Below are 17,473 nucleotides of genomic sequence, written 5' to 3'. Positions count from 1 at the left end.
TAACCATTCATTTATGGGTGTTTTCATTCCTAAAAACGCATCTGCTGTGTTGAAAAGCCTCGCAAGGTGTCCAATCTTGCCGCGGTTTTTGCCCGGCATCTGCATTTCCAGGAGCAAAAATCCCCTCATAAACGAATGGTCAGGACACCCTGGTAAACAGGTTTTTTCAAAGCATTAATTTGTTATGTTATATCAAAAGGAGTGGAAGATGAAACATTGGAAAGTAGCGGTATTGGCCGCTTTGTGTTCGGGCGCGCTGCATGCCGCGCCGATGCCGGTGGTAACCAGCTTCAGCATTTTGGGCGATGTTACCCAGCAAATCGGCGGCGAGCGGGTGGCGGTGCAAAACCTGGTGGGCGCGAATCAAGACAGCCATGCCTACCATATGACCAGCGCCGATGTGAAAAAAATCCGCGCAGCCAAGCTGGTGCTGCTCAACGGTTTGGGCTTGGAAAAAGCCGAATTGCAACGCGCCGTGAAGCAGAGCAAAGTGGCTTATGCCGAGGCTGCGGAAGGCATCAAACCTTTGCCGGCGCTGGAACACGGCCATCACCACGGCGACGGTCACGATCACAGCCATGACCATGGTCACGACCATGGCCATGACCACGGCGAATTCGACCCGCATGTATGGACCGACCCGGTGTTGATGCAGAAATATGCATCGAATGTGGCCGTAGCGCTGATTAAAGCCGACCCGGAAGGCGCAGGCTATTACCGGCAGCGTTTTAATGCTTACCAAGGCGAATTGAAAAAGCTCGACAGCTATGCGCGTGCGCAATTTAACGCCATTGCAGCAGACAAACGCAAAGTGCTTACCGGCCACGATGCGTTCAACTATATGGGCAAGCGCTACAATATCCGTTTTATCGCACCGCAAAGTGTGAGCAGCGAGGCTGAGCCTTCGGCCAAGCAGGTAGCGGCGATTATCCGCCAAATCAAGCGCGAAGGCATTAAAGCGGTGTTTGCCGAAAACATCAAAGACACGCGCATGGTCGACCGTATCGCCAAAGAAACCGGCGCCAAAGTGAGCGGCAAGCTGTATTCCGATGCTTTGGGCAGCGGTGCGCCGGCAGATACTTACGTGAATATGTATCGCTACAACGTGCGGGTGTTGAGCGACGCCATGAAATAAACCCGGTTGGGGAAAAGGCCGTCTGAACGGTTGGCAAAAGCCGCTGCGCCGTTCAGACGGCCTTATTTCTTGGTTTACAAAACTTGACTGTGGTAGCGATTTGCAGTAAGGTAAGCAGCTATTATTGATGCGCCGATTTGACACAGCTTGCGGGCGCGAAAACAGCTAAAGCGTGCGGCTATACATAAATCATAGCCTCATGAACCGTTCAGCCCGCTGTGTCGCACATCGGGCTTTGTTGTATTTTGGAACCGAAATGATTATTCTGGACAACGTCACCAAACGTTACCAACACCGCGATAAATCGTGGTTTACGGCCGTAGAGCCCATCAGCCTCACCATCGAGCAGGGTGAAATTTTCGGCCTGATGGGCTATTCGGGCGCGGGTAAATCGACGCTGCTGCGCCTGATTAACTTACTGGAGCGCCCCGACAGCGGCAAAGTAACCGTGGGTCATCAGGAGCTGACCGCGCTCAATGCCGCCGATTTGCGCCGTGCCCGCCAAAACATCGGTATGGTGTTCCAGCAATTCAACCTGCTGAGCAACCGTACCGTGGCCGAGAATGTGGCCTTTCCGCTTGAAATCGCCGGTTGGAATGTCGCGAAAATCCAACAGCGCGTGGCCGAATGCCTGGAAATTGTCGGTTTGGAAGACCGTGCTGCACATTACCCCGCCCAGCTTTCCGGCGGCCAGAAACAGCGGGTGGGCATCGCCCGCGCGCTTGCACCCAGCCCCAGCGTGATATTGGCCGATGAGCCGACTTCCGCGCTTGATCCGGCCACCACCCGCAGCGTGCTCGAATGCCTGCAAGACATTAATCAGCGATTTAATGTTACGATTGTTATCGTAACGCACGAAATGAGCGTTATCCGCCGCCTGTGCGACCGCACGGCTCTGCTGCATCAAGGCAAGCTTTTGGAAGTGGTTGAAGTGCGCGACAATCAAATCTATGCCCAATCCGAAATCGGGCGCGAACTGATTCAGGAGGATTGAAATGGCGGATTTAACCTTGGCACAAGCCGTCAGCACCATCAGCGGTATGCGCGGCGAAATCGTGCAGGCCATATGGGAAACCTTTATTATGGTGGGCTTGAGCACCACGTTTGCGACCGTGTTCGGCACCTTACTGGGGGTATGGCTGTTTGTTACCGCCAACCGCCAGCTGCATTACAACCGGCCGGTGAATCTGGTGCTTGATAATCTGGTCAACCTGATGCGTGCCTTTCCGTTTGTGATTCTGATGATTGCCATGATTCCCGCCACCCGTGCGATTGTGGGCAGCACCATCGGGCCCGTGGCCGCTTCGCTGGTGTTGAGCGTGTCCGGCCTGTTTTACTTTGCCCGCCTGGTTGAGCAAAACCTGCGTGAAGTGCCGCGCGGCGTGATTGAAGCGGCGACCAGCATGGGCGCAACACCGCTAACGATTATCCGCAAAGTGCTGCTCAACGAAGCGCGCGCTGGTATGGTGTCGAGCATTACAGTGCTGGCCATCGGCCTGCTTTCCTACAGCGCCGCCGCGGGCATGATCGGTGGCGGCGGATTGGGCGATTTGGCCATCCGCTACGGCTATTACCGCTATCAAACCGAGGTAATTATTTTTATTGTTGCTGTTTTGGTATTATTGGTGGTGATTATTCAAAGTTTGGGTAACTTTATCGCCCGCAAGCTGGATAAACGTTGAACCGTATTTGAGGCCGTCTGAAAACCGTTCAGACGGCCTGACGAACATTTTTTTAACGAAGGAGCCGTTCCATGCAAGTCAACACATTATTGAAAACCTTCTCTGCCGCTGCGCTGGCGCTAACATTGGCTGCTTGCGGCGGCCAAACAGAAACTGCTGCGCCTGCGGCCGCTTCAGATGCTTCGGCTGCCGCCGGTGCTGAGAAAAAAGAAATCGTTTTCGGCACCACCGTGGGCGATTTCGGCGATATGGTCAAAGACCAAATCCAGCCGGCGCTGGCTAAAAAAGGCTATACCGTAAAATTGGTAGAATTCACCGATTACGTGCGCCCCAACCTGGCCTTGGCCGAGGGCGAGTTGGACATCAACGTCTTCCAGCACAAACCGTATCTGGATGATTTCAAAAAAGAGCATAATCTGGACATTACCGAAGCTTTCCAAGTGCCGACTGCGCCTTTGGGCCTGTATCCCGGCAAGCTCAAATCGCTGGATGAAGTGAAAGAGGGCGCCAGCGTTTCTGCACCGAACGACCCTTCCAACTTCGCCCGTGCCTTGGTGATGCTCAACGAGCTGGGCTGGATTACCCTGAAAGAAGGCGTTAACCCGCTCACTGCCTCAAAAGCCGATATTGCCGAAAATTTGAAAAACATCAAAATTGTTGAGCTGGAAGCCGCGCAGCTGCCGCGCAGCCGTGCCGATGTCGATTTTGCCATTGTGAACGGCAACTACGCCATGAGCAGCGGCATGAAGCTGACCGAAGCGCTGTTTCAAGAACCGAGCTTCGCTTATGTTAACTGGTCTGCCGTGAAAACCGCCGATCAAGACAGCCAATGGTTGAAAGATGTTACCGAAGCGTATAATTCGGATGAATTCAAAGCTTATGCCCACAAACGTTTCGCCGGCTACAAATATCCGGCTGTATGGGGCGAAGGTGCTGCCGTCGGTGCCGCTTCTGAAGCTTCGGCTACCGCCTCTGCCGCTTCAGCACAATAATCGGTGCAAATCAAAAATGCCTTCTATTGAGAAGGCATTTTTTGTGGGCATTAAATGAGCATTATCGATTGAAGCAGATTCACAAAAAGTAAGATAAGGCAGGTCAATGCAGCCGGATTACTTTTGTGAATGGGTTTAACTCAAACAGAAGGTTCACGGGCTGAGCTCATGCTACATCTGCATTGTCAGCCGTTATCGGCAATTTCATTCAAGCCAGGCCGTCTGAAACTGCATTTTCACTGTTTTCAGACGGCCTGAATATATCGGAAAACGCTTAACCGGCCCTTGTCGATCAACACCCATTCGGCATTGCTGCGGGCGATGATGGTGAGCAGCATGGCAGCGTGGGTTTGGCTTACGGAAAACTAACTGTGCTGTATTCGGCTCACTGCCTTGTTGGCTTACTTTTGTGAATCGGTATAAATTGATTTTTTATGAATGGGCATCATACCCGATAAAAAACGGTATCTTATTCGGATACCGTTTTTTTGAGGCCGTCTGAAACATCAGGCCGGATTCATAAAGCTTTCGATTTGTTGCAGACTGATTTCCGGTGTGGCGCCGTGGTGTGAAGCCACCAGTGCGCCCAGTGCGCAGGCAAAGGTTACGGCTTCTTGCGGTGCGGCATTATTCAGCAGCTTGTAGGTCAGGCCGGCGAGGAAGCTGTCGCCCGAGCCGACGGTGTCTGCCACGTCTACACGAAAGCCGCTGTGATGGTAAAGCAGGCCTTCTTGATAGTAGATGGCGCCGTGGCAGCCGAGGGTTACGCACATTCTCGGTGTGCCGCTCAGCTCTGCCAAAAAGCGGATGTTTTGCTCCAGCGAGTTGTATTTCGAACCGTATGTTTTGGCCAACTCGTGCAGCTCATCATCGTTGAGCTTGATTAAATCGGCGGTTTTCATCATTTCGAGCAGGCGGCCGGTATCGTAATGCGGCGGGCGCAGATTAACATCGAAAATTTTAAATTTAGCCTGCTCGACCAGTTTTTCAAGCGTGGCGCGGGAAACTTCATCGCGGGTGGAAAGGCTGCCGTAAATGAAGGCGTCGGAATCGGCCACGCGCTCAAGCGCTTCCTGCTGCACCTCGATGCGGTCCCACGCGCAGGGGTAAACAATGTCGTAAGAGGCACTGCCTTTGCTGTCGAGCTTCACTTTCACCAGGCTGGTGGCCTGTTTTTGATCGATTTGCAAAAGCTCGGTGCCGACGTTTTTGCTTTCAATCTGGCGCAACAATTCTTCGCCGTCGGCATCATCGCCGCGACGGCTGATGATGCTGCCGTCGACGCCGAGTGAGCGAAGGCGGACGAGCACGTTGAGCGGGGCGCCACCCAATACTTTGCCGTCGGGAAAATCATCCCACAGCACTTCGCCGAAACTGGTTACTTTCATTATGCATCTTCCTTAATCAGTGATTGAGACAATTCTTCAAGCGGCACGCCTTTGGTTTCGGGCATCATAAACATGACAAACAGCAATTGCAAGACCATCATGGCGGTAAAGACCACAAATACCCAAGCGGCGCCGATGCTGTCAAACAGGAAGGGGATGGCGGCGGGAATGGCGGCGGCTAACACCCAGTGGGTGGAGCTGCCCAATGATTGGCCTTGGGCGCGCAGATAGCTGGGGAAAATTTCGGAAATAAACACCCAAATCACGGTGCCTTGGCCGATGGCGTGGGCGGCGATAAACAGGAAGAAAAACAGCGGTACGGCCATGCCCTGCCAGTGTTGGAAGAAAGCCAGCGATACCAGGCCGAGCGAAATAATGTAGCCGAATGAGCCGATATACATCAGCTGGCGGCGGCCGAATTTATCAATCAGCGCCAGGCCGACAAAGGTGAAAATCAGGTTGACAACGCCGATACCCACGCTGCTGAGCATGGCCGCGCTTTTTTCCAAGCCGGCGATTTCAAAAATACGCGGGGCATAGTAAAGGAAAGCATTGATGCCGGACACTTGGTTGAAAAAGGCAATCAAAAAGGCCAGCAGCACCGGTGTGCGGTATTTTTTCAGCCACAGGCTTTCTTTTTTGTGTTCGCTGTCGGCTTTGGCTGCGCTCATCATTTCATCAAGATTGGCGTCGGGGTTGATTTGCAGCAACACCGCACGCGCTTCGTCGAAGCGGCCTTTCATCATCAGCCAGCGCGGCGACATCGGCACACTCATCACCATCAGCGTGTAGAGCACTGCCGGCACCACTTGGATACCGAGCATCCAGCGCCAAGTGTTTTCGCCCAAATCCAAGCTGGTAAACATAAAGTTGGAAAGGTAGGCCATCAAAATACCGAATACGATATTGAATTGATACATCGCCACCAAACGGCCGCGTTTTTCAGGCGGCGCAATTTCCGACACATAGGCCGGCGCGGCAATGGTGGATGCCCCCACGCCCAAGCCGCCGAGGAAACGGAAGGCGGCAAACAGCCACGGGTCGGAGACCAGTGCAGAGCCCAAGGCGCCGACAATATAGAGAAAGCCGATGCAAATCAGGGTTTTTTTGCGGCCTAATTTATCGGTGGGAATGCTGCCGAAAAGTGCGCCGATAACCGTGCCCCACAGCGCGGACGACATCACCACCACGCCGTGAAACAGGCTGGAGCTGCCCCACATTTTTTGCAGCGCTTGGTCTGCGCCGGAGATGACAACGGTGTCAAAGCCGAACAGAAAACCTGCCAGCGCGACGGTAATCGACCAGAAAAGAAGTTTAGACTGGTTCATAAAGCATCCTTTGTGTACACAAGTTGAGAAATAAATGCGGGTTGCTGCCTGTTTGCAAAAATCATTTGACTGCGTTGTATCGCTTTACCGGCCTGTTTTCCTCGTTGGTGATGGCTGGGACAGCTGGTAAGCGGGGTAGTTTGTTCTGTTTTTAAGCCGTTTGTATTCAGATAATGTGTAGGTTTATTAGTTTTGCCTGTAATAAAACACAATAATTCTGTTAAAAATATTATATGGCTGTGGGCTTTTCTGGCGCTATTATACGGACGGGCGTGAATATAAATTTGACGAATGGCAAAAATCTGTGGGAAATACATGTAAAAACAAAGCGTGCTGCACCATGCTTAGGCCAATCGGGTAATGAGCACTTGTTGTGATGAGATAGCGGTGAGGTTGTCTAAAGTAGCAGAGATGTAGTTATTGTTCATGGTGAGGTTGTATTCTTACTGTGGCAGCGGGTCGAGAAAGGCCCTAGGGTCCTGACCATTCAGAATGATTCAGATTTTTTGCGATAAAAGTGCAGATGCAAGGCGCAAAACGCAGCAAGATTGGGCATCTTGCGAGGCTTTTTAACGCAGCAGCTGCGTTTTCAGAGGCAAAATACACCCATAAATCGAATGGTCAGGACACCTTAATGATATGCCACGAATCAAACCAACCTGACCGTATTGCCTTGAGCCGGCTTACTGTGATCAATAGGTGATGAAATATTTTTCAGACGGCCTGTGAATGGGCATGAGATCTTATTCAGCCTGATAACGGCTATATGTTTATATGTTAAAAACTTCAGGCCGTCTGAACGGAAATGGTTCAGACGGCCTGAAATATTATGGCTTGAAATATTGATGATGGGTGGCAGCAGACAAAAGCTGATAAAACGACAGCCGGGCGCCGTAAAGAAATTGCCCGCTTGGTTTACATCCAGCCTTGCAAGTGCTGCCGCGCCAATGAGGTTAAGGCTTCCAGCCAGGCTTCGTTGGTGTTGAGGCAGGGGATGTAGTGGTATTGTGTGCCGCCGGCAGCGTGAAATTGTTCGCGCCCGGTAATGGCGATTTCTTCCATGGTTTCGAGACAGTCGCTGACAAAACCGGGGCAGAAGACATCCAGCTTGGTGATGCCTTGTTTGGGCAGTTCGTCAAACAGGGTTTGCGTGCTCGGTTCTATCCATTTGGCTTTGCCGAAGCGGCTTTGGAAAGAGACGATGTAATCGTTTTCGCTTAAACCCAGTGCGGCGGCCAGCAGTGTGGCGGTTTGGCGGCATTCGTATGAATAAGGGTCGCCTTTGTCTTCGTTGGCTTGGGGGATGCCGTGAAAACTCAGCATCAGTTTGTCGCCGCGGCCGTGTTCCGCCCAATAGGCTTCGATTTGCTGCTTCATGGCGGCGATATAGCCGGCATCGTTGTAGAAGCGTGTTATCGTGCGGATGCTCATTTGGTTGCGTTGTTGCAGCAATACTTCAAACACTTTGTCCAGCGCGGCGCCTGTGCTTGAAGCGGCGTATTGCGGATACAGCGGCAGCACCAGCAGTTGGTTGATGCCTTGGGCTTTCAGTTCGGCAATAATGCGCTTAACAGCCGGTTCGCCGTAAGTCATGGCGTGGCATACGGCAACATCGGGCAGGGCTTTGGCGAGGGCGGCGGCTTGGCGTTCGGTAAATACGGCCAGCGGCGAGCCTTCGGGCAGCCACACTTTTTGATAGCCGTGGGCGCTTTTTTTTGGTCTGAAGGTCAGCACCAGGCCGCGTAAAATGGGTTGCCACAATAGTTTGGGCAGCTCGACAACGCGCGGGTCGGAAAGAAAATCGTGCAGGTAGGGGCGAACGGCTTGGGCGGTGGGCGCTTCGGGGGTGCCGAGGTTGAGCAGCAACACGGCGCTGCGGTTTTGCGGGGTAAAGGGGCGGGCGGGCTCGGGCAGAAAGTGGGGCATGATGGTTATCCTGGCAATCTTTTCAGACGGCATCTTACGTGATTTTGTGAAGAAGGGGAAACGGTCAGGCTATCCTGGTTCCGCGGGAGAGGAACTCGGCTGCCGTTGTTTTGCCGTTGCGTGTTTTTTTTACCGGCGTTTATTTTTCCGCCAATCTTACCGTTTCAGCAACCCAGGGTGTCCTGATCATTCGATTTATGGGTACTTTTTAGTGCAAAAAAGATGATGATAGATGATACATCAGGATACTCTGGCTCCCTCCCCTGCGGGGGAGGGTTGGGGAGAGGACGGCAAACCACAGGTTTGCTTCACCACGCATTTTGCCATCACCATCATTTTCAGACGGCCTGACCGTTATTCAAACCTCGCGGCTTATGCCCTCTCCCTAACCCTCTTTTTCACAGGAGAGGGCGCTAGGGTGTCCGGACAATTCGATTTACGGGTGTATTTTGCCCCTGAAAACGCATCTGCTGCGTTAAAAAGCCTCGCAAGATGTCCAATCTTGCTGTGTTTTTTGCCTGGCATCTGCATTTTCAGGGGCAAAAATCCCCTCATAAACAAATTGTCCGGACATCCTAGGTTGCCGTTGTGCTTGTCGTTGCGCGTTCTGGCCGGCGTTTGTTTTTCCTGCCAATCTTGCCGCTTCAGCAACCTTATTTGCTTGGATAAACGAATGCCGTGCATCTGTCGGTATCCGGTAATTTGCAATCATCAATATTGATTGGAAAGGCCGTCTGAAAGCTTTCAGACGGCCTGTGGTGAATATTTACAGATTGTCTTTCTGCGCCAGAATACGGCGGCTGCCGCCGACATCGGCGGGAGAGACGATGCCCGCATCTTCCAAAGCCTGCATCAGGTTGGCGGCGCGGTTGTAGCCCACGCGCAGTTGGCGTTGCAATGAGGAAATTGAAGTTTTGCGGGTTTCTAAAACAAAGGCTACGGCTTGATCAAACAATTCATCGCTGTTGGCATTGGGGTTGACCACATTGGTGGTTTCCAACGCCGCTTCGCCGCTGAGCAGACCTTCAATATAGTTGGCGGGCGATTGGCGCTTGATGTGGGCAACAATTTGGTGCACTTCGTCATCCGACACAAACGCGCCCTGCAAACGGGTCGGCTCGGCGTTGCCCGGTTGCAGAAACAGCGAATCGCCGTATTTCAGCAGCTCGTCTGCGCCCATTTGGTCGAGAATGGTGCGGCTGTCGATTTTGCTTTGCACGGTAAAGGCCATGCGGGTGGGGATGTTGGCTTTAATCAGGCCGGTAACCACGTCTACGCTCGGGCGCTGCGTGGCGACGATCATATGAATGCCGGCGGCACGCGCTTTTTGCGCCAGTCGGGCGATTTGCTGTTCCACCGATTTGCGCTCGGTCATCATCAGGTCGGCCAATTCGTCAATCACCACCACAATCAGCGGCAGCGTTTCCAACGGCTCGGGGTCGTCGGGGTTGAGGCTGAACGGGTTGAGCAGCGGCTTGCCGGCTTCTTTGGCCTGTTTCACTTTTTGGTTGAAGCCGTCGATATTGCGCACGCCTGCATGTGAGAGCAGGCGGTAGCGTTTTTCCATCTCGGCCACGCACCAATTGAGCGCCTGACCGGCTTCGCGCATATCGGTGACTACCGGGCAGAGCAGGTGCGGAATGCCGTCGTAAATACTCAGCTCGAGCATTTTCGGGTCGATCATGATAAAGCGCACTTCTTCGGGCGTGGCTTTAAACAGCATCGACATAATCATGCCGTTAACCCCCACCGATTTGCCCGAGCCGGTCATGCCCGCTACCAGCAAGTGCGGCATTTTTGCCAAATCGCCCACCACCGGCACCCCGGCGATGTCTTTCCCCAACGCTACGGTGAGCTTGGATTTGGCATCGGTAAATACTTTGGCAGAGAGGATTTCGCTCAGCATCACATCTTGGCGGCGCTCGTTGGGCAACTCGATGCCCATGGTGTTTTTACCGGCAATGGTTTCCACCACGCGCACGGCCTGCAACGACATCGAACGCGCCAAATCTTTGGCCAGCCCGACAATCTGGCTGCCTTTCACGCCTTGTGCCGGCTCGATTTCAAAGCGGGTAATCACCGGGCCGGCGGTGGCAGAAACCACTTGCACGCCGATGCCGAACTCGGCCAGTTTGGCTTCGATGCGTTCGGCAGTTTGCTGTAATACATCAGGATTGATGGTCGGCGCTTCGCCTTGCGGCTGGCGCAGCAGGGCTAAAGATGGTTTGCTGTATTCGCCCGGCGGCAGCGGTTCGGCGGCATTGCCTTTGTCGTCAAACAAAGTCGGCTGCACCGGAGCGGGCGGCGGCGCCACAGACACGGCTACGGCTTTGCGGTTACTGCTGCTGCCCTCGATTTTTTCTACCGGCTCGGCGGTAATGTTTTTGGCTTCGCGCACCATACGGCGGGTGGTTTTGGCATCGGGCAGCTCTTTGATGTATTTGTGTTCTTTGCGCATCAATTTCATCCACAGCCATTCCAGCTTGGCGCCGGTGCTTTCCAGAATGTCGAGCCACGATACTTGCGCCAGCAGTGAAAGCGCCAGCAGCAGAATCACCAATAAAATCAATAGGCTGCCTGAGGTTCCCAACAGCCAGCTCAACCCTTGTGCGGCAAACGCACCCAGCAGGCCGCCGGCGCCGACCGGCAGCGCTTCGGCCAGTTGGTTTTGAAAGGCAAAAACTTCCAAAATCGGGCTGCACAATAACAATACCGCCAACCCCACGGCGGCAACGGTATGGTTGTAGGGCTTGCGCTCTTCAGTTTGCAGCGGACGGAAGTTTTTATACAGAAACACACAGGCGGCAATCACCCACCACCAGAAAGAAAGGCCGAAAAGATAATAGCCGATATCTGAAAAGTAAGCGCCGAACAGGCCGCCGAGATTGTGCACCTCGTCGCCGGCGGGTACGCTGCGCGACCAAGCCGGGTCGTCCATGGTAAAGCTGGCAAGTGAGAGCGCCATATAGAGTGTGGCCACCAAACCGAGCAGCCATAAGGTATCGTTGACCAAGTTGACGACATGGGCGGGGCGGTTTGCTTTGGCATCGTTTTTCACCACCCCTTTGGGGCGGCGCGGCAGCTTGGTATCGGCCACGGTTTTGGCGTTGGCTTTGGGCGTGGGTTTGGTCGGGCTTTTCGCAGATGCTTTAGGAGATTTGGTAGCCATAATATTCTGTGTGGAAGGCCGTCTGAAAAACAGGCGGCGGTTTGCGGCATCGGATAAAAATTTCAGGATGCGCCGAGTGTATCTGTTAATAGGCGCTAAAAGCGTGAAATTATACAATATTATGCGCGGGATAGGGGAAAGGCCGTCTGAAAGCCATACAAAAAATAAGCCGCTAGGGTGTCCAGGCATTACGTTGCCGGCTTATTTTTGTATGGCTTTCAGACGGCCTCAAGATATTTACAGCAGATTGCTGATGAAAATAGCGGCAATCACAATGGGAACAACATATTTCACATAGGCAAACCAAAAGGTTACTGTGCGGTGGTTGCCGTGATGAAGCAATTCGTCTTTGGCTTCCTCTTTCATCACAAAGCCGACAAACAGCGCCGAGCCCAGTGCGGTGAGCATAAACAGAATATTGCCGCTCAGATAATCAAAGCTGTCGAAAATATTGTTGCCGAAAAAACGTATCTGCCGCCATGGCCCGTAGCTTAAAATCGAAGGCAGGTTGCCGAGCAGGAAAATCAGCCCCAACACAAGGGTGATGGCTGCCCGGCGGCGCATGCGGGTTTTTTCCTGCAACGCGGTAATCAGCACTTCATAAATGGTCAGCGATGTGGTGAGCGCCGCAATCAGCAGCAGCGAGAAAAACACCACCGCAAACACAGGCCCTGCCCACATATGGGAAAACACAATCGGCAGGCTCTGAAACACCAGTGTCGGCCCCGAATCAGGGGCAACGCCGAAGCTGAACAGGGATGGGAAAATCATAAAGCCCGCCAACACCGCAATCAAGGTGTTGGTCAGTGCCGTAATAACGGCGGTTTGCACCAGATTTTCTTTTTTATCGAGATAACTTGACAAGGTAATCATCACCCCGAAGCCCAAACTCAGGGCAAAAAACACCTGCCCCAACACAAACACAAACAGCTGCGGCGTGATTTTACTGAAATCCGGTTTCAGATAAAACGTAACCCCCTCCATCGCGCCGGGCAGGGTAAGGTTGCGGATGACCATAAAAATCAAAAACACAAACAGCAAAGGCATCAGATATTTGGCCGCTTTTTCAATACCGCCGATGACACCTTTAACCAAAATCCAGTGGTTCACCAGCACAAACAGCAAGGTATAAAATGCGATTTGCCAAGGGCTGTTTTCGATATGTTCCATAAAAAAAGCCCGGGTGGCGCCGCCGTTTATCGGTGCGGCAAGCGGCAAACCGCCGCCGATAATGTTGACGATATAGCTGATGACCCAGCCGCCCAGCACCATATAATAAGCCATGATGCCGAATGCGCCGGCCAGGCCGAGCCAGCCCACCGTTTTCCAGATTTTCGGCACCGGTTTGCCGTTGAGCGAACCGCCGAACGCATCCAGCGCATTCATGCCTTTGCGGCGGCCGATAACATTTTCTACCAAAATCATCGGAATACCGATAACCAGCATGGCGGCGCAAAACAGCAGCACATAGGCGCCGCCGCCGTTTTCGCCGACCAAATAAGGAAAGCGCCAAGTGGCGCCGAAACCCACGGTGGCGCCGGCCACGGTGAGGATATAGGTCAAACGGTTAGACCATGTTTGACGGGGCATGGGAGTAGACATTTTATTTGTTAATCTGATAAGAAAGCGCAATATTATACGCCGTTGCTGCTGCGTGATTTGACCAAAAGCAAAAAAATGAAACCAGTGAATATCACTATTAATTTTATTTTTAAAAGTGGATATATCTGATAAATCAGGCCGTCTGAAAGTTTTCAGACGGCCTGAGCAAGAAAAACAGCCCCGATTTGTATCTGGGGCTGCTTGACAGGAAAACAATCAACGCAATTCGGTGTGCAGGCGGCTCAGCCAAGTAGAGGCATCGCGGCCGGCATAGGCGCTGCCGTCGCGGTTGAGCAGGCTGATGCGCGAGCCGCCGCTAACCGGCTCGACATGCACAATGATTTCAGGTGCCACTGCGGGGGCTGTTTCGGTTTTGCCCTTGCCCAGCAGGCGTTTGAACAGGCCGGGTTTTTTATTGGCAACGGCTTGGCCTTCTTGCGGAGCAGGCTGAACCAGGAAGGCGTGGCGTTCGGTATTCTGACCGAGCACGGTCAGGCCGATGCGGTCGAGCGCCAGCGCGGTGCGGCGCCAGTTGCGTTCGTAATCACCGCTCACCAGCACGCTGTTGCCGTCGATGCGCGCCAGCTCCGCGCTGCCGGCGGGGCGGTCGGATTGGGCGGTTTTGGTCAGCTCGTTTTCAACCTGTTGGTTGTCTGCGCCCAGATATTGCATGAAGCGGGCGAGGAAAGCGGCTTCGAGGTTGGGGTCGTTCGGACGCGGCTGCCACATGGTGGTGTCTTGGTTGCGGTCGCCGTAAACTTCCTGCATGCCTTTGTGGGCGAAGAATACATCGGTGTTGCCGTTGCGGCCTTGTTCGATGCGGATGATGAATTTGTCGCGCTCGCTGGTGGAATAAATGCCGCCGAGTCCGACTTTTTCAAACAGATTGCGCAGGCTGTCTTGCGGGATTTTGGCGCGGTTTTCCGCCCATTCGGTTTCCATTTGGCCGATGGCGGGCTCTTCAGATTGGATGTCGAAGCCGTTTTCCTGCCAGAACACTTTCAGCAGCGGCCAGATTTCAGCAGGTGTTTTGCCGTCGACCACCAGCCAGCGCTGGCTGCCGTCGCGCTCCATGTGCACGCCTTTCACATTTTGCAGCACGGCCTGGTTGGCAGGCTGCTGCACGGCTTGGGTGCGGTTGATGTCGCTGGCGCGCACGGCACCGCTGCCGGCAGGAATCTGATACAGGTTGCCCTGGTTGGGGTTGGTCAGATCGGGCGGCACTTCCAAGTCTACGACTTTGCGGTTTTGGGTTTGGTAGTCGAGCAGGGGTTGTTCTTTATTGCTGGAACAGGCGGCCAGGCCGAGCATGGCGATGGCGATTACGGCCGGTTTCATATGGTTCATACAGTTTTTCCTGTGGTTTAAATCAGTTTGGCGGCGGCAAGTGCGCTGCGTACTTTGTCTTGGCCGTCGGCGGAAAGTTCAATAATCGGCAGGCGGACATGCGGGCTGCAATGGCCGAGGGCGGCGGCGGCCCATTTGGGCGCGGCGGGGCTGGGCTCGCAGAACATCACATCATACACCGGAATCAGTTGTGCATTGAGTGCGCGGGCGGCGGCGAGGTTGCCTGCGAGCGCCTCGCGGCACATATCGGCAAACAATTTGGGCGCGGCGTTGGCGGCAACGGTAATCACGCCGTGACCGCCGCAAAACATAAAGGCCATGCCGGTGGGGTCGTCGCCGGAATATACGGCAAAGCCTTCGGGCACGCGGTTGATCAGGTCGGTTTCGCGACCGATGTCGCCGCTGGCTTCTTTCACGCCGACGATATTGGGGATTTCGGCCAGGCGCAGAATGGTGTCGTTGTTCATGTTGACCACGGTGCGGCCGGGCACGTTATACACAATCATCGGAATCGAGGTGGCTTCGGCGATGGCTTTGAAGTGGCGGTAGATGCCTTCTTGCGAGGGTTTGTTGTAATAGGGCACGACAGACAGGGTGTAGTCGGCGCCCAACCGCTCGGCGGCTTTGGAAAGCTCGATGGCTTCGGCAGTGTTGTTGGCGCCGGTGCCGGCAATCACGGGAATGCGTTTGCCGACATGCTTGACGGTGGCTTCGATCACGGCCAGATGCTCGTCTACTGCCAGGGTGGCGCTCTCACCGGTGGTGCCGACGGCGACGATGCCGTTGGTGCCGCTTTCGATGTGCCAGTCGATTAAAGATTCGAGTTGCTCGAAATTTACGCTGCCGTCTTGATTCATCGGCGTAATCAGGGCGACCAGGCTGCCTTGTAACATGGTTAAACCTTTATTTCTCGAAATATTCAGAAAATTGCTTGTGATTGTAGCTTACTTTACGGTTTGTGTGAAATATTGGTTTCAGACGGCCTGCAAAGCTTTGCAAAGCGGGCGGAGGCCGTCTGAACAGGGGCGGGCAGGGCGGTGTTAAAGTGTATGAAAGCATGTGTGGAAATTGAAAAGCCGGCGTTAATTGTATACAATCTTGGCTTACATTTTTTAGCACTTTAATTGAATAAGGAAACCGCCATGGCCATGCCCCCGAAAACCGCCGATGCGCCCGATTTGGTTTACCGGCTTGAAGACAAGCCGCCGTTTATGAATGCGCTCTTAAGCGCGGTTACACACTTATTGGCGATTTTCGTGCCGATGATTACGCCGGCGCTGATTGTGGGCGGGGCGTTGCAATTGCCGGTAGAAATGACGGCTTATCTGGTGTCGATGGCGATGGTGGCTTCGGGCATCGGCACTTATTTGCAGGTGAACCGCTTCGGCCCTGTCGGCTCGGGCATGTTGTCGATTCAGTCGGTGAATTTTTCGTTTGTAACCGTGATGATTGCGCTGGGCATGGGCATGAAAGAGGGCGGTATGGATGAAAATGCTATGATTTCCACGCTGCTGGGGGTGTCGTTTGTGGGCGCGTTTCTGGTGTGCTTCTCCGCCTGGCTGCTGCCTTATTTGAAAAAAGTGATTACGCCCACGGTGAGCGGTGTGGTGGTGATGCTGATCGGTTTGAGCTTGATTCATGTGGGCATCACCGATTTTGGCGGCGGTTTCGGCGCCAAGGCCGACGGCACCTTCGGGTCGATGGAAAATCTGGGGCTGGCTTCATTGGTGCTGTTGATTGTATTGGTGTTCAACTGCCTGAAAAACCCGCTGTTGCGCATGAGCGGTATCGCCGTGGGCTTGGTGGCGGGCTATATTGTGGCTTTGCTGATGGGCAAGGTGGATTTTTCAGCGCTGCAAAATCTGCCGTTGATTACCATTCCCGTGCCGTTTAAATACGGTTTCGCGTTTGACTGGCATGCTTTTATTGTGGCCGGTGCGATTTATTTGTTGAGCGTGTTTGAGGCGGTGGGCGATTTAACGGCCACGGCAATGGTGTCGGACCGCCCGATTGAAGGTGAGGAATATACCGGCCGTCTGAAAGGCGGCGTGATGGCCGACGGCCTGGTGTCGGTGATTGCCACCGCATTGGGTTCGCTGCCCCTGACCACGTTTGCGCAAAATAACGGCGTGATTCAGATGACCGGCGTGGCTTCGCGCCATGTGGGCAAGTATATTGCTGTGATTTTGGTGCTGTTGGGGCTGTTTCCCGTTATCGGGCGGGTATTTACCACCATTCCCAGCCCGGTGCTCGGCGGTGCGATGGTATTGATGTTCGGCCTGATTGCGATTGCGGGCGTGCGCATTTTGGTGAGCAACGGCATCCGCCGCCGCGAAGCGGTGATTGCCGCCACTTCGGTAGGCCTCGGACTCGGCGTGGCGTTTGAGCCGGAAGTGTTTAAAAACCTGCCGGTGTTGTTTCAAAATTCGATTTCAGCCGGCGGCATCATGGCCGTGGTGCTGAACTTGGTGTTGCCGGAAGATAAAAGCGGCGGCAAAGTTTATGTGAGCGGTGATTTGGAATAAATAATCGAAGTATCAATAATGTATCCGGTTTGAGGCCGTCTGAAATGTTTCAGACGGCCTCAAACTTTTACAGATGCTGTTAAGCCGGCTATTATGTTTATGTGCACAAAGCCATGGTCATTCACAAAAGTTAGCGAACCAGACGGTGGGCTGAAGACAGTACAATGAGTGCGGGCGCTTCAACACCTTGGGGTGTCCTGATGTGTCGATTTATGGGTGTATTTTGCCCCTGAAAACGCATCTGCTGTGTTAAAAAGCCTCGCAAGATGTCCAATCTTGCTGCGTTTTTTGCCTTGCATCTGCGTTTCCAGGAACAAAAATCCCCTCATGAACGAATGGTCAGGACACCCTAGCGAAACCGATCCTCTTCGCGCTCAGG

Annotated in this window: 13 protein-coding genes; 5 read left to right on the top strand and 8 right to left on the bottom strand. The window is 53.6% G+C overall.

Features of this window, described 5'->3' with window-relative positions:
- The first annotated feature begins 208 nt into the window (after positions 1 to 208).
- The 4 genes from LVJ83_RS10645 (at position 209) to LVJ83_RS10630 (ending at position 3,809) form a co-directional block, all read left to right on the top strand.
- Positions 209 to 1,135, top strand: coding sequence for a metal ABC transporter solute-binding protein, Zn/Mn family (locus LVJ83_RS10645; RefSeq protein WP_244784518.1), 927 nt, complete (start codon positions 209 to 211; stop codon positions 1,133 to 1,135).
- 256 nt (positions 1,136 to 1,391) lie between these two features.
- Positions 1,392 to 2,129 (top strand): methionine ABC transporter ATP-binding protein, encoded by a 738-nt coding sequence (locus LVJ83_RS10640; protein WP_244784516.1) that lies wholly within the window; start codon positions 1,392 to 1,394, stop codon positions 2,127 to 2,129.
- A 1-nt stretch (position 2,130) separates the two neighbouring features.
- Positions 2,131 to 2,817: a methionine ABC transporter permease gene (locus LVJ83_RS10635; RefSeq protein ID WP_244784514.1), complete on the top strand. Its 687-nt coding sequence runs from the start codon at positions 2,131 to 2,133 to the stop codon at positions 2,815 to 2,817.
- A 71-nt stretch (positions 2,818 to 2,888) separates the two neighbouring features.
- Positions 2,889 to 3,809 carry a MetQ/NlpA family ABC transporter substrate-binding protein gene (locus LVJ83_RS10630; protein WP_244784513.1) on the top strand — a complete coding sequence of 307 codons (921 nt, stop codon included), beginning with the start codon at positions 2,889 to 2,891 and terminating at the stop codon, positions 3,807 to 3,809.
- Between the two features lie 506 nt (positions 3,810 to 4,315).
- Here LVJ83_RS10630 and LVJ83_RS10625 read toward each other — a convergent pair.
- The 8 genes from LVJ83_RS10625 to dapA all read right to left on the bottom strand — a co-directional run bounded on the left by LVJ83_RS10625 (position 4,316) and on the right by dapA (position 15,462).
- Positions 4,316 to 5,197 carry a carbohydrate kinase family protein gene (locus tag LVJ83_RS10625; RefSeq protein WP_244784511.1) on the bottom strand — a complete coding sequence of 294 codons (882 nt, stop codon included), beginning with the start codon at positions 5,195 to 5,197 and terminating at the stop codon, positions 4,316 to 4,318.
- Positions 5,197 to 6,525 carry a sugar porter family MFS transporter gene (locus tag LVJ83_RS10620; RefSeq protein WP_244784509.1) on the bottom strand — a complete coding sequence of 443 codons (1,329 nt, stop codon included), beginning with the start codon at positions 6,523 to 6,525 and terminating at the stop codon, positions 5,197 to 5,199. The genes LVJ83_RS10625 and LVJ83_RS10620 overlap by 1 nt, the downstream gene beginning before the upstream one ends.
- Before the next feature lie 915 nt (positions 6,526 to 7,440).
- A complete protein-coding gene (hemH, locus tag LVJ83_RS10615; RefSeq protein ID WP_244784508.1) occupies positions 7,441 to 8,451 on the bottom strand; it encodes a ferrochelatase in 1,011 nt (336 codons plus the stop codon).
- Positions 8,452 to 8,926: 475 nt separating this feature from the next.
- On the bottom strand, positions 8,927 to 9,163 hold the full coding sequence (locus LVJ83_RS10610) for a hypothetical protein (RefSeq protein WP_244784506.1): 237 nt from the start codon (positions 9,161 to 9,163) through the stop codon (positions 8,927 to 8,929).
- 54 nt (positions 9,164 to 9,217) lie between these two features.
- Positions 9,218 to 11,620: a DNA translocase FtsK gene (locus tag LVJ83_RS10605; RefSeq protein WP_244784504.1), complete on the bottom strand. Its 2,403-nt coding sequence runs from the start codon at positions 11,618 to 11,620 to the stop codon at positions 9,218 to 9,220.
- Positions 11,621 to 11,857: 237 nt separating this feature from the next.
- Positions 11,858 to 13,222, bottom strand: coding sequence for a sodium-dependent transporter (locus LVJ83_RS10600; protein WP_244784502.1), 1,365 nt, complete (start codon positions 13,220 to 13,222; stop codon positions 11,858 to 11,860).
- A gap of 216 nt (positions 13,223 to 13,438) precedes the next feature.
- Positions 13,439 to 14,569 (bottom strand): outer membrane protein assembly factor BamC, encoded by a 1,131-nt coding sequence (bamC, locus tag LVJ83_RS10595; protein ID WP_244784500.1) that lies wholly within the window; start codon positions 14,567 to 14,569, stop codon positions 13,439 to 13,441.
- 17 nt (positions 14,570 to 14,586) lie between these two features.
- The gene (dapA, locus tag LVJ83_RS10590; protein WP_244784498.1) at positions 14,587 to 15,462 is read right to left on the bottom strand and encodes a 4-hydroxy-tetrahydrodipicolinate synthase; all 876 of its coding nucleotides are present in this window, start codon (positions 15,460 to 15,462) and stop codon (positions 14,587 to 14,589) included.
- A gap of 249 nt (positions 15,463 to 15,711) precedes the next feature.
- Between dapA and LVJ83_RS10585 the strand changes: the two genes are divergently transcribed.
- Positions 15,712 to 17,094 (top strand): nucleobase:cation symporter-2 family protein, encoded by a 1,383-nt coding sequence (locus tag LVJ83_RS10585; RefSeq protein ID WP_280515213.1) that lies wholly within the window; start codon positions 15,712 to 15,714, stop codon positions 17,092 to 17,094.
- Positions 17,095 to 17,473: the final 379 nt, after the last annotated feature.

The sequence above is a fragment of the Uruburuella testudinis genome (assembly GCF_022870865.1).
Lineage (GTDB): Bacteria > Pseudomonadota > Gammaproteobacteria > Burkholderiales > Neisseriaceae > Neisseria > Neisseria testudinis.
The sequence above is the reverse complement of the archived record's forward strand: the minus strand, read 5'-3'. Positions and strand labels throughout refer to the sequence as shown.